Consider the following 12753-nt stretch of genomic DNA (forward strand, 5'->3'; position numbering starts at 1 on the left):
CCTAGGCAGAAAGTTTCAACAAAATATGTTGTTACCATTACTTTTGTGTGGCGTCGTTGCGCCATTGTTACTTTTGCTATGGCTTTTCGTTCCTCACCCTATTATTTTTATTGCCATTGGTTTACTACCAATTGCTATCTTAGTGGTGCTTCACCAACCCTTTCTCTTTGTATTACTGTTTGTTATCTTCTCTTTTTTTCGAATTCATGAAGTGTTTCCGCAACTCTATAATTTTAAAATTCCATTACTTTTATCACTCGCCTCGCTCGGCGCATTAACTTGGCATGTAGCAATAAGTAGAAAGTTACGTGTTTACTGGAGCGCTGAATTTACCACTATCAGCATATTCTTTATATTAGTTATCGCAGGCGTGTTATTGGCGAGTAACCGCCCGATTGCAATTGAATACTTCAAGGGAATATATTGGAAGATTATCCTCATGACTTTTGCAATTGCTTGGTTATCGCGCACTGAAAAAGACTTTGCACTCGCATCACGTTTAATTACCTTTTTTGGCTTGCTTGTTGGTGCTGTTGCACTAGCAAATCAGGTGAATGGAGTGGGTTTAGTTGAAGGTACACGGGTCACAATCGGACGAGATATCGGCTCAGTTTTAGGGGATCCGAACGATTTAGCCTTGGTATTAATGTTTCCAGTCGCTTTTGCCTGTAGTTTGATAATAACGCCAAACATTGGTACTTACAGTAAATGTTTAGGCTGGCTAAGTGCCATTATTCTTTTTTTAGCTATCATTGCGACACAAAGCCGGGGTGGATTACTGGGTATGATGGCAATTTTTGCGGTGTTTGGTTATCGCCGTATTCAATCAAAAACATTATTTATATGTCTTGGTATCATCGTCGCCATCGCCCTCTTTGTGTTTGCGGGTATCTCTGATCGTGCTTCTGGGGGAGCCGCAGAAGCAGGTATTGATGCTTCTGCAATGGGGCGCTTATATGCGTGGGAGGCGGCCTTTGGCATGGCAGTGCATAACCCATTAAGCGGGGTTGGAATTAATAATTTTTATTCAAATTATTACTATTACAGCCCGCATTGGGATGGCCTTAATCATGCAGTGCATAGCACTTGGTTTGGCGTACTTGCTGAAACAGGCTTTTTAGGCTTAATTGTTTTTGTCCTCTGTATCTATTCATTAGTGCGAACATCAATGCGTAGCCTGAACGATATTGAAGCACAAATTAAACATAGCACTAATAAAGAGGGAGCAGTAAAGCGCGTAGCAGCAGATATTCACGCCAGTGCACAGGCCGTATTTGCTGGATTGATAGGCACTATCGTATCAGCAACATTTCTCACTCAAGGATTTACTTGGCCAATCTATATTTTAGCGGCTTTCGTTATCGCAATCGCACAATACAATGCACAACATTTAACGATGACAAAAAGAACTAATTGAAAGCAAGGCAGAGGGAATGTGGCTGGTTATAATTAGCTTCCTTTCGCTTGCAGTAACAATTTTCAGTTTAATGTTCTGCTTATCTGCTTACTTTAAAGAGCCAATAGCTTGAATTACAGCCCCTAAGCCATTGTGATTGATGCCTTCATTTACAACACGATCAACATCTTCTAAATGGCTAAATGCAAACTTGGGAAGTTCATTTACTAGGGTTTCTTTTGAAGCCATCATCGAGGCAACGGGAGGACCACCTGTTTTATTGTCTAACTGTTCAGGTCGGTAACCTTCTAAAAAGAAAACGCCAGAGGGTTTAATTGCCTGTTCAATTTTTTTATATAAAGCCTGCCTAATTGTGGGTGGCAAATGGCAATAAATAGAAACAATGCCATCCCATTTTTTATCACCAAGATCAAACTCGGCCAGATCAGCACAAATGGTTTCAATTTTGACGTTATTTTCGCTAGCAAGCTTTTCTGCTTTTTTCAAACCTACACAGGAGAGATCAACAGCTGTCACTGAGTAACCTAATTTAGCAAGAAAAACTGCATTTCGTCCTTCCCCTTCCGCAAGCATTAATACTTTTCCCTTTGGAATCGCTTGATAATGACTTTTAAGGAAATCATTTGGCAATTTTCCGTACACATATTCTTCTCTATCGTATTCTTTATCCCACATAAAACACTCTCAGGTAAGTTTTATTGTTTATTAACATCGCTTTAAAAAACCAATCGTTCGCCATGGTAAATGACGCATAGCGATTCAAACAACTTGTTAGTTTTGTTTAATGCTGTGCTGCCACAACAGAGCAAGATTTGTTGCCCACCTCAATTTTGTTCACAAAACCCATTTTTCCTATCGAAGTGGAATAAACGCATGGCATTGATTAAACCTTGTATTGATAGCCAACAAATTGTCGCAAAAATGAATTTGGAAAATCAACAGCGCTAGAAACAGCTGATAAAAATGTTCAATATAAATATTGCTATTTTAATTTAGAAAAAACTGTTCTCCTAAATCAAAAATACTGTCGTGGTGGTTCGCTTCAATCAACTAACGTGTATTTACTTGATAAATGATGGCAAAGCCATTTATACAAATTGAACGCGATCATACTCTTTGCAGTAGGTAAACCATTCCCATCTAAAAAGGATTCACCTTTAAAGGTGATCACACCATGTTGCTCAGCAACACTCTCGACCTTAACACCTTCAATAAAGTCTTCATGCTCTGGTAGCTGTGCATTGGCTACCACTATCAAGTCAGCACTTGTTATAGTTTGTTTTTCATTAGTCATCTATTTATTCCTTTCACTATATTTAGTATAAACGAGGTTAGCCAAGTTCAATTGTTAAACCTCATGCACCTTACTTAAATTTTACAGCTGGCTAAATCGCTTGCAAAGTCGCCGCTATATTGGCGCCCCAAGTTTTTAAGGGTTGCTTCGTTCATAATGATCGAGTTAGGCGCTATGCATCTATCGTTGTTATTTAGGTCAGCGTTATTTTGATGCGAGCTCGATACAGCTTGGATGTTTTGTTGAACCTTACAAAATTGTCCCTGAGAAAAGTTGACCGCTTTTAAATACTCACGAAAAGCGCTCACGCTGTTATTGGTATAACAGTTAATAATTTTTTCTACTTCCGGGTTATCTATATTATCGTCAATAACATTGATCGCTTTTACAAGTGTTCCCTCGCGATCTGAATAACCACCTAACTCACCAATAGATTGATAAATGATATGTTGCACAGTCATCTCTTCAGCCTCACTAGTGTCGTCAGATAAAAAATAGATACTCAAAACAAGCGTCACTATAAAACAAGCAAAAATGAGTAATGCACTAACCAACGCTCTCATGGTTTTAATATTGTTCAAGCTATGTTCCCCTCGCTAATATTCAATCGATTGCAGTTTCTTTAATTTCCTCTATTTTACTTATTTATTCAAGCCTCTTTATCCATAAAAGCAGCACTAGGAGAGGTTGCTCTTGCGAGTATGTTTTCACAACAATTTGTTAACTATTTTTGCAAGACAGAGTTTCATTTCGCCTCCTCCTAAAGTACACCGAACTTAAAAAATTTAAACAACAAAAATCAGCAGGCCGAGTAAAATAAAATATCTGATTATTCAGCTATCACCTTCAAGTTCGCCCCTATACTTCACTCAAGGGTAAAATATTATAATTATACTAATCACTTTAAAGGTGTCGCTAACTTTTGCGAAGGAAAAATGTTTTCAACCAATCAAAAAACACATAAAACCATGATTTAAAACAAAAAATTAACAATGAGACAAATCACCTTAACCGGTAGAATAGAGCTGTAATTCATTTCATTTGCTATTATCTGTGTTGCATAAACAATTTTAAAAAAGCAAACCTAAATTCATATTTCTTTAACTAAACTGTCATTTATCGGTGTTAAGTTTTGGAGCGATGGAAAAATCGAAATTAGTTCGATATTTAAAGCGCCCTCAAAAAGGAATATTTATTATGATTACATTAACAAACGTTGAATTGAACGTGAACTTATATAGTCCAGTTATATTTTTTGATTTAGAAGGTAAAAAATACGCAATCTTCACTGATGATCCTGATAAGGTACTCACTGGAGAAATGGATGGAGTTTGTGATGTCCTTTCATCACAACTGCAAATGAATAATAATTCAGAGGATGAAAGCACCACTTTCAAGTTCAATGATTTCCATATTATTGCTAGCGGTGGTGTTGCAACAGGCGCTTTAAATTAACTCACTAGCCCAATATTAAGGAGAAAGTTTATACTTTCTCCCCTTTCTAGATCCATTTTTTACCAATCGAATTAAATATGTGATCTAAATTTTGCGCAGGAAGAGTGACTTAACTTCGAGGTGAAATTTAACGTAAACGATCCTTCTCTTTGCGAAAACTTCAATTAAGAGATAAGTTATTCAAACCAGTAAAATAGACCAGCTATTCACTATGTTTACTGTAATCTAGCGATTTTATTTTCAGGGCCGATTCTGAAATGCTTACGCTAAAAAACAACCCCATACTCCTCAGCTTAAAATTGAATTTTAAGTAAAGATTTACAGTGATGATTGCGATCTCACTATAAAAATTGCTAAGCTCAGTTAAAATAATCGTACAAATAAATTTTTAAATGTGATGAACTTAACAAGACATTGATTTTTATCTAATTAATTACTATTGTTGTTCACAAATACCAACTCATTAGCTAATGGAGCTTTGCTGAAATGTATTATTTTTGGGTACCCTTTTTACCCATGCTGGGGATCATCATTCCCCTCTTGACCAATAAAGTTAGTCGCAGTGCCTGTGCACTGGCCACTGCAATACTTCCGGCTTTAGCCTTAATTTTAATTTTACTGGATTTACCAGCAGTATTTGCAGGGCACGCTTTTCACCAAAGTATTGAGTGGATCCCACAGTTAGGCTTGGCATTGTCATTTCGACTCGATGGCTTATCTGCACTATTTAGCCTGCTAATTTTAGGTATTGGTTTACTAGTCATTTTGTATGCTCGCTACTACTTATCTGAAAAAGATAATATGGGCCGCTTTTACTGCTACTTAATCATGTTTATGACGGCAATGCTCGGCATTGTAATGTCAAACAATATGTTACAGCTTTGGTTTTATTGGGAATTAACCAGTATTAGTTCGTTCTTACTCATTGGCTTTTGGTCGCATAGTAGTGACGCACGTAAGGGTGCAAGAATGGCGCTTACTATTACCGGTGCCGGTGGTTTAGCACTATTAGCAGGCATAATCTTACTGGGACAAGTAGTCGGTAGTTATGAGCTAGATGTAGTATTAAATAGTGGCGAGTTAATCAAGCAGCATCCTTATTATTTAGCTATTTTAGGGCTATTTTTGATTGGTGCTTTTACTAAATCAGCACAATTTCCATTTCACTTTTGGCTTCCACACGCAATGGCGGCTCCAACACCAGTAAGTGCTTACCTACACTCTGCCACCATGGTTAAAGCAGGTATCTTTTTACTGGCACGTTTTTATCCAGTATTAGCTGGCACAGAAACATGGTTCGTCGTAGTATCATTAACAGGCTTATTCACCCTATTATTGGGCGCATATACAGCACTATTTAAACATGATTTAAAAGGCCTCCTGGCTTATTCAACTATTAGTCACCTTGGCTTAATTGTCTTGTTACTCGGTTTAAATACCGAATTAGCCGCTATTGCAGCCATCTTCCACATCATGAATCATGCTATTTTTAAAGCTTCTTTATTTATGGCAGCAGGTATCATTGACCATGAATCTGGGTCGCGTGATATGCGCCAACTAAATGGTTTGTGGAAATACATGCCGATCACAGCAACTTTAGCGATGGTTGCCTCTGCATCGATGGCAGGTGTGCCATTACTCAATGGCTTTTTATCCAAAGAGATGTTCTTTGCAGAGACTCTAAACCAAAGTATTTTAGGGTCAATATCATGGTTAATCCCGGTGTTAGCTACAATTGCCGGCGCTTTCGCGGTTGCCTATTCACTGCGCTTTATCCACGATGTGTTTTTCAACGGCGAACCTAAAGGGCTTACTAAAACACCGCATGAACCCCCACGTTATATGCGCGTTCCAGTGGAAATTTTAGTGGCTCTTTGTCTCGTAGTTGGCATATTACCCCACGATACCATTGGACCAATGTTACAAAGTGCCTCTCTAGCAGTGCTCAACCATCCAGTTCCTAACTACAGTTTGTCTTTATGGCATGGGTTTAATATTCCATTGATGATGAGTGGTTTTGCCATAGCGGGTGGATTAGCCATTTACTTGAACCGTCAGTATCTATTTAAGTTTGCAGGAAAGTTCCCAATCATTGATGCAAAAGCAGAGTTTGAAGGTTTTATACAAATCTGCGTTAAATGGGCACAACAAATAACAGAGAAATTAGAAACGGGCTCGTTACAACGCTACGCATTTTGTTTGTGTTTTTTCGCTTTATTATTAATAGCTCCACCTTTATTAGAGCTCGATTCAACACGAGGTAGCTTGGCAGGTTCACCAATTAATGGTGCGGTTATTGTGGCGGCTGTTTTAATCATCGCGGGCTCAATGGCAACGGTTATTTGGAGTCATTATCGTTTAATCGCGTTGTTAATGCTGTCGTTGGTCGGATTAGTCGTGTCGATTACTTTCGCCTACTTCTCTGCGCCTGATTTAGCGCTAACTCAGCTTTCGGTAGAAATTGTAACGGTAATTTTACTGTTGCTCGCGCTGTATTTCTTCCCACAACATACCCCAACCAGTAAAAGCCGTCCGAGTCATTTCGTCCGTGATATGGCAGTAGCAGCCTTAATTGGTTGTATTATCGGGAGCATCTGTTTTGCTTTAATGACCCATCCTTTAGATAGTATTTCTGATTTTTTCTTAGCAAATGCAAAAACTGGCGGTGGCGGTACGAACGTAGTTAACGTTATTTTAGTTGATTTCCGTGGCTTTGATACCTTTGGTGAAATTACCGTATTAGGTATTGCAGCATTAGGTATTCACAAACTGATCGCCGGTATGCGTTTATCAATGCGTACTAAAGATCACGATGGACGCCTCTGGGCTAGCGATAAATACCCGATGTTACTTTCTGTTGTCTCGCAAAGCTTATTACCACTATTCTTGCTTATTTCTGCTTATATCTTTATGCGCGGACATAATCTTCCAGGTGGTGGCTTTATTGCTGGGTTAATCACCTCTATTGCGCTAATTCAACAATACCTTGCACATGGTGTTGGATGGATGACTAAACGAGTAAGTATTAGCTATCACTATATGACAGCAATTGGTTTAGTAACCGCAGGCTTAACTGGCTTAGGCAGTTGGATGTTTGGCAGACCATTCTTAACCTCTTGGTTTGAATATGTGTCTTTGCCTTGGATAGGGAAATTTGAACTTACCAGCGCATTAGTTTTTGATCTGGGTGTTTACTTTACCGTTATCGGTGCCACCCTACTTATCTTAGCGAGCCTCGGTAAGCTAACTACTAAAGAACGTGTTAAAGAAGGAGAAAGGTAATGGAATTAGTCTACGCCGTGTGTGTCGGCTTCATGAGTGCCTGTGGCATCTTTTTAATGTTGCGTGGCCATACATTTACCTTAGTGATTGGCCTTACAATGTTATCGTACGCCGTTAACCTATTTTTATTTGCCAGTGGTGGTTTAACCATCGGCGCGCCTGCCGTTTTAAACGGCAGTGAAAATTATGCAGACCCACTACCGCAAGCTCTAGTATTGACTGCGATTGTAATTGGCTTTGCGATGACCGCTTTTGCCGTTATTTTAGCAATGCGTGGTCGCTCAGAACTCGGTAATGACCATGTGGATGGAACTGAGCCCTTTGATCGCTTAGCTGCAGAGGACAAATCCTAATGAGCTTGTTTGACCATTTAGTTATTTTTCCCGTATTAGTCCCTTTTTTCATCGCAGTTGCGTTGCTTCTGCCAAGTTTAACTAATTCCTTAGCACGACAACGAGTGATAACCATCACTGCCAATATATTAATGGTTGTTATCGCATTTACTTTACTTTTCACAGTGAAAGAACAAGGGATCCAAGTTTATGCTCTTGGAGATTGGAGTGCGCCTTTTGGTATTGTTTTAGTCGCAGATACTTTTTCAGTACTACTCGTTTGTTTAAGTGCAATTTTAGGCTTAGCAGTGACGTTATATGCGAGTGCAGGCGAAGATAAAAACGGTGACTTTTTCCACCCACTGATTATGTTTCAATTGATGGGAATTAACGGCGCCTTTTTAACTGGTGATGCCTTTAATCTATTCGTATTTTTCGAAGTACTGCTCATCGCTTCTTACGCTTTATTAATGCATGGTGGCGGAAAACAACGCATACAGGCGAATATCCATTACGTATTTCTTAATCTAATTGGCTCGTCTCTGTTTTTGTTTGCTCTTGGTACGTTATACGGCACCTTAGGTACACTTAACTTCGCAGATATGGCCGATAGAATTCCGTTACTCTCACACAACGAATTATTGATCACGAAATCAGGCGCTTTATTGCTATTGGCCGTATTCGGTTTGAAAGCAGCAATGCTACCTTTGCATTTCTGGTTACCCAAAGCTTATGCAAGTACAAGTGCACCTGTCGCCGCGTTATTTGCAATCATGACTAAAGTGGGTATCTATAGTATTTGGCGCATACACGGTGCAATGTTTGCTGATCAAGCGGGTGAACTAGCTAACATCGCCTTGCCCTGGTTATGGCCTATTGCATTATTAACCATTGCTATTGGCGCAATTGCAGTATTGGCAAGTCAAAGCTTACGAGTACTTTGTAGTAACTTAGTAGTGGTATCTGTAGGTACGCTTTTGGTCACTATCTGCCTAAATACTGTACAAGCAACAGCAGCAGGTATTTACTACCTGTTACATAGTACCATTGCCTGTGCAGCCATGTTTTTACTGGCGGGATTAATTCAGCAGCAACGCGGTAAAGCGGAAGATCGCTTCGTTGCCAGCCGGGCAATGCCACAAGCAGGTATTTTAGGGTTTGTTTTTGCCTTATTAGCGATAGCGTTAATTGGCATGCCGCCGTTATCTGGGTTTGTGGGTAAAGCATTAATTTTACAATCAGTCACAAATGCTAACCAAGCAATGTGGGTTTGGCCATTAGTACTTGTTGCTGGACTTATCGCTTTAATCGCCTTGTCACGTGCAGGTACTTCACTATTTTGGCGAACCAGTGGCGAGAGTACAAATGAATTAAAGGGGCAACCTATTCAATATGTTGCCATCGGTTTATTGGTTGCGATATTACCGCTGATGGTCATTTTTGGTGGTGCAGTCAGTGACTTTTCTCAACTAGCAGCAGAGCAACTCAAAACGGGTTTAACCCTGCAACAACTTAATGAGGTAGCCCAATAATGGATAAGGTACGTAAGTTTATTTGGTTCCCTACTCCCTACCACAGCATACTACTGTGGTTAGTGTGGCAAATACTGCATGATTTTAGTCGCGGTCACATGATATTAGGGGCGGTTTTTGCCATTGTTATTCCTTGGATTGTTGCCCCCCTAAGTGAAAAAGAATCGGTGGCTAAAAAGCCACTAAAATTATTGACTTATACTTTGCGGTTACTGTTTGACATCATTGTTTCCAACTATGATGTTGCAAAGCGTGTACTGCAAAGTAATCGCAGCTTACAGCCTGCTTTTATCGCTGTGCCATTAGACATTAGTGAGCCGTTACCATTAACTCTATTCACTAGTAGCGTTTCATTAACACCGGGAACCGTGAGTGTCGAATTGTCTGATAATAGACAGTGGCTATATGTTCATGTGCTTCACCTTGAAGATGAACAACAATTAATTAACCTTATTAAAAAACGATATGAAATGCCTTTAAAGGAGATTTTCGGATGTTAAGTTACGCTATTCTCATCGCTTGTGGCCTAATCTGTAGTGCATTGGCCTTAAATGCTTGGCGTTTGATCATTGGTCCAACAACACCAGATAGAATTATTGCCGTTGATACCATGTACATTAATAGTATTGCATTGATTATATTGTTAGGCCTTTACCAAGGTTCAGCAAGTTACTATGAAGGGGCATTATTAATTGCACTGCTTGGGTTTGTAAGTACTTCTGCATTTTGTAAGTACTTATTACGTGGCGATATAATCGAGTAAGGAACTCAGATGACTGTATTTTTAGAAGTAATAGTAAGTGTACTAGTAGTGCTCGGTGCGATTGTGATGCTAATAGGCTCTATTGGTTTAGCAAAGTTTCCTGATTATTTCACTCGTTTACATGCACCAACCAAGGCGAGCACTCTCGGAGTTGCCTGTATTCTCATCGCATCAATGATATTTTTCAGTGTAAAAATCGGACATGTGGACTTTAAAGAGTTATTAATCAGCATGTTTTTGTTGATCACGGCACCAGTGGCGGCACATATGCTCGCAAAAGCAGGCCTGCACTATAAAGTTAAGATGAAAGATAGTACTCAAAATCAACATTTGGCTAAAAAGGCTTATTTACATCAAAATCCAAATGAAAAATAAACACCCTGTTAAGCAGGACTTATTATTGCTAAACCGATTACATTATTAACCTTATTAATATGCCTCACACAAAACAGATGCGGTAAATTAACGATAGGGGGTAAGTCTTAGTAGCTTCGCCCCCTGTTTGTCCTCAAGAATCCATATTGCCCCATTATCATCTTGATCCACCTCTCGAATCCTACTATTTAAGAGAAAACGCTCTGCCTCAAAAGCTTTATCACCTTTAATAACAACTCGTATTAATGATTGAGACCTTAGTCCACCAATCAACGCATTACCTTTCCACTTTGTAAACATAGTGCCTGAATAGATGATAAGTCCGGATGGTGCAATGGTCGGTATCCAATAAACCTCAGGGGCATTAAACTCTGGCCGAGTATCATGATCTGCAATGGCAATGCCTGAATATTGATCTCCCCATGACACAAGTGGCCAGCCATAATTACCTCCTGCTAGGGTAAGGTTAAGTTCATCACCATCTTTAGGGCCCATTTCATGGGTCCATAGCCTCCCCTGTTGATCAAAGGCAATACCTAATACATTACGGTGACCCAGTGACCAAAAGGTTTTAGCAAGCTCGCCTTTGTTTTGAAAAGGGTTATCCAATGGTAACGAGCCGTCATCATTTAACCTAATCACCTTACCAAGGTTTTGTGTCCACTCTTGGGCCGGGGCCTGTTTTTGACGATCACCAGATGTAATAAACAGCTTGTCATCAGGGCTAAATGCTAATCTATAGGAGTAATGCCCACTTCCAGAAACTTTAGGTTCTTGCTTCCAGATAACCTGTTTTTCTTTCAGTTTCAGAGGTTTTACTTGAGTATTTAACCGCGCTCGAAGCACCACTGCACCTCTATTTCCTGCTTTATCTTGCTCAACGTAGGATAGATATATCCAATTGTTTTTATGGTATTGAGGGTGAATAATGACATCCCCCAATCCACCCTGCCCTGCTAATGATACTTCAGGTACGCCCATCACAGAGGCTTTGGCTCGAGAATCAGGAGAAAATAAAAATAATGCTCCGTTTTTCTCTGTGATCAAAAGATCGCCGTCCGGTAGGAAGCTCATCGCCCAAGGGTTATGAAATATTGCAAAGGCCTCTGAGATAATCTGCGAACCAGCACTCCCCTGTATTTTTTTAGTCGTAGCTTGTACCAAGCTATTTCCACAAAAAAGTATTAGCAGTATAGGTGGTAGGTAGGTTGTAAAACAGAATCTGACCATTGCATTATCTCTAATTTAGTTAAAACAATTCGTATCGAAATGCATAAAAAATCAACATTTACACTTTGTACCGCTCGAGTATAGAAACAATAAAAACACAGTCAATATTGGCTTTTGAAATAGCATCCATAAAAACCGACTATAAAAGTAGATAAACCTTCTCCCCCTTAAGCTATTCGCAAAATGCGAATGCACTTTGCAAATAAATACAATTCATCTCATTTAAAAAAGAGAAGAAAAACACTAACACACTGATTTTAAATAAAATAAAAAACTGGCGCACTCTGTGCAATATCCCTCTTACTAATCGAAAAGTATCAGATGGGAGCACGATCATGAAAGCATTAACTTTAAACCAAACCAAGCAGTGGCTTAAAACTAGCCAACACCCAATGGCCAAAATGATCTTTTCTCAGCTAAAGAAATTATTTCGTTTTGAACTACCCGCACCTAAATTCATTTTGCGTCCAATGTATTTTATTTACCAGTTCAGTACCCAACTATTTCTCACTTTTACCCGCGTTATTATTTGGACCCCATTACTAAAGGGTCGTCTCCATCGATTTGGTGAGAACCTTAACCTCTATGGAGGCTTGCCTTACATAAGTGGGCCACTACAAATCTCTCTCGGAGACAATTGCCGTATATCAGGCCAATCGACGTTGACGGGCAGAAGTTGTGCACCACAAACACCACAATTAATACTGGGCGATAACATTGATATTGGCTGGATGACCACCATTGCAGTCGCTACGCGTGTTCAACTTGGCAATAATGTACGTATTGCTGGTCGCGCTCTATTAGCCGGTTACCCTGGGCACCCTATTGATGCTGAAGCGCGTGCAATAGGTTTACCTGAAACAGATGATCAAGTTGGTGACATTGTCTTGGAAGACGATGTTTGGTTAGCCACTGGTGTATCAGTCATGGCAGGAGTAACAATTGGACAAGGAACCATTGTCGCGGCAGGTAGTGTGGTCACTCATGATCTTCCAGCAATGGTATTAGCAGCAGGCATTCCAGCTAAAGTTATTCGCTCTCTTGCCCACAATAATTCAGCCCAGGAGCTATAA

General features: G+C 39.7%; 13 protein-coding genes. 9 read left to right on the plus strand and 4 right to left on the minus strand.

The window, feature by feature from the left end; genetic code table 11:
* Nucleotides 1-25: 25 nt before the first annotated feature.
* Nucleotides 26-1417: an O-antigen ligase family protein gene (locus tag CW745_RS03300; RefSeq protein WP_101107109.1), complete on the plus strand. Its 1392-nt coding sequence runs from the start codon at nt 26-28 to the stop codon at nt 1415-1417.
* A gap of 87 nt (nt 1418-1504) precedes the next feature.
* Here the strand turns inward: CW745_RS03300 and CW745_RS03305 are convergent, their stop codons facing one another.
* The 3 genes from CW745_RS03305 to CW745_RS03320 form a co-directional block, all read right to left on the minus strand.
* On the minus strand, nt 1505-2092 hold the full coding sequence (locus CW745_RS03305; RefSeq protein WP_101107110.1) for a class I SAM-dependent methyltransferase: 588 nt from the start codon (nt 2090-2092) through the stop codon (nt 1505-1507).
* Nucleotides 2093-2459: 367 nt separating this feature from the next.
* Nucleotides 2460-2711 carry a DUF2498 family protein gene (locus tag CW745_RS03315; protein WP_101107112.1) on the minus strand — a complete coding sequence of 84 codons (252 nt, stop codon included), beginning with the start codon at nt 2709-2711 and terminating at the stop codon, nt 2460-2462.
* A 74-nt stretch (nt 2712-2785) separates the two neighbouring features.
* On the minus strand, nt 2786-3292 hold the full coding sequence (locus CW745_RS03320; RefSeq protein ID WP_101107113.1) for a hypothetical protein: 507 nt from the start codon (nt 3290-3292) through the stop codon (nt 2786-2788).
* 616 nt (nt 3293-3908) lie between these two features.
* On the opposite strand from CW745_RS03320, the gene CW745_RS03325 reads away from it, so the two are divergent.
* The 7 genes from CW745_RS03325 to CW745_RS03355 all read left to right on the plus strand — a co-directional run bounded on the left by CW745_RS03325 (nt 3909) and on the right by CW745_RS03355 (nt 10450).
* On the plus strand, nt 3909-4166 hold the full coding sequence (locus tag CW745_RS03325; protein ID WP_101107114.1) for a hypothetical protein: 258 nt from the start codon (nt 3909-3911) through the stop codon (nt 4164-4166).
* A 486-nt stretch (nt 4167-4652) separates the two neighbouring features.
* Nucleotides 4653-7448, plus strand: a complete 2796-nt coding sequence (locus CW745_RS03330) for a monovalent cation/H+ antiporter subunit A (RefSeq protein WP_101107115.1) — start codon at nt 4653-4655, stop codon at nt 7446-7448.
* Nucleotides 7448-7801 carry a Na+/H+ antiporter subunit C gene (locus CW745_RS03335; protein WP_101107116.1) on the plus strand — a complete coding sequence of 118 codons (354 nt, stop codon included), beginning with the start codon at nt 7448-7450 and terminating at the stop codon, nt 7799-7801. Before CW745_RS03330 ends, CW745_RS03335 begins: the two co-directional genes overlap by 1 nt.
* Nucleotides 7801-9312 carry a monovalent cation/H+ antiporter subunit D gene (locus CW745_RS03340; protein WP_101107117.1) on the plus strand — a complete coding sequence of 504 codons (1512 nt, stop codon included), beginning with the start codon at nt 7801-7803 and terminating at the stop codon, nt 9310-9312. The genes CW745_RS03335 and CW745_RS03340 overlap by 1 nt, the downstream gene beginning before the upstream one ends.
* Nucleotides 9312-9812 carry a Na+/H+ antiporter subunit E gene (locus tag CW745_RS03345; protein WP_101107118.1) on the plus strand — a complete coding sequence of 167 codons (501 nt, stop codon included), beginning with the start codon at nt 9312-9314 and terminating at the stop codon, nt 9810-9812. Before CW745_RS03340 ends, CW745_RS03345 begins: the two co-directional genes overlap by 1 nt.
* Nucleotides 9806-10075 (plus strand): K+/H+ antiporter subunit F, encoded by a 270-nt coding sequence (locus CW745_RS03350; protein ID WP_101107119.1) that lies wholly within the window; start codon nt 9806-9808, stop codon nt 10073-10075. Before CW745_RS03345 ends, CW745_RS03350 begins: the two co-directional genes overlap by 7 nt.
* A gap of 9 nt (nt 10076-10084) precedes the next feature.
* A complete protein-coding gene (locus CW745_RS03355; RefSeq protein ID WP_101107120.1) occupies nt 10085-10450 on the plus strand; it encodes a Na+/H+ antiporter subunit G in 366 nt (121 codons plus the stop codon).
* Nucleotides 10451-10537: 87 nt separating this feature from the next.
* Here CW745_RS03355 and CW745_RS03360 read toward each other — a convergent pair whose 3' ends face one another.
* The gene (locus CW745_RS03360; RefSeq protein ID WP_238596679.1) at nt 10538-11614 is read right to left on the minus strand and encodes a PQQ-dependent sugar dehydrogenase; all 1077 of its coding nucleotides are present in this window, start codon (nt 11612-11614) and stop codon (nt 10538-10540) included.
* A gap of 401 nt (nt 11615-12015) precedes the next feature.
* Between CW745_RS03360 and CW745_RS03365 the strand changes: the two genes are divergently transcribed.
* Nucleotides 12016-12753 (plus strand): acyltransferase, encoded by a 738-nt coding sequence (locus CW745_RS03365; RefSeq protein ID WP_101107122.1) that lies wholly within the window; start codon nt 12016-12018, stop codon nt 12751-12753.

It is taken from the genome of Psychromonas sp. psych-6C06, from assembly GCF_002835465.1.
GTDB lineage: Bacteria > Pseudomonadota > Gammaproteobacteria > Enterobacterales > Psychromonadaceae > Psychromonas.

Bases quoted from the DNA above. Each gene is read 5' to 3' on its own strand.
- CW745_RS03350 (WP_101107119.1), top strand. From the start codon at position 9,806: ATGTTAAGTTACGCTATTCTCATCGCTTGTGGCCTAATCTGTAGTGCA.
- CW745_RS03325 (WP_101107114.1), top strand. From the start codon at position 3,909: ATGATTACATTAACAAACGTTGAATTGAACGTGAACTTATATAGTCCA.
- CW745_RS03330 (WP_101107115.1), top strand. From the start codon at position 4,653: ATGTATTATTTTTGGGTACCCTTTTTACCCATGCTGGGGATCATCATT.
- CW745_RS03345 (WP_101107118.1), top strand. From the start codon at position 9,312: ATGGATAAGGTACGTAAGTTTATTTGGTTCCCTACTCCCTACCACAGC.
- CW745_RS03340 (WP_101107117.1), top strand. From the start codon at position 7,801: ATGAGCTTGTTTGACCATTTAGTTATTTTTCCCGTATTAGTCCCTTTT.
- CW745_RS03300 (WP_101107109.1), top strand. From the start codon at position 26: ATGTTGTTACCATTACTTTTGTGTGGCGTCGTTGCGCCATTGTTACTT.
- CW745_RS03355 (WP_101107120.1), top strand. From the start codon at position 10,085: ATGACTGTATTTTTAGAAGTAATAGTAAGTGTACTAGTAGTGCTCGGT.
- CW745_RS03335 (WP_101107116.1), top strand. From the start codon at position 7,448: ATGGAATTAGTCTACGCCGTGTGTGTCGGCTTCATGAGTGCCTGTGGC.
- CW745_RS03315 (WP_101107112.1), bottom strand. From the start codon at position 2,711: ATGACTAATGAAAAACAAACTATAACAAGTGCTGACTTGATAGTGGTA.
- CW745_RS03365 (WP_101107122.1), top strand. From the start codon at position 12,016: ATGAAAGCATTAACTTTAAACCAAACCAAGCAGTGGCTTAAAACTAGC.
- CW745_RS03305 (WP_101107110.1), bottom strand. From the start codon at position 2,092: ATGTGGGATAAAGAATACGATAGAGAAGAATATGTGTACGGAAAATTG.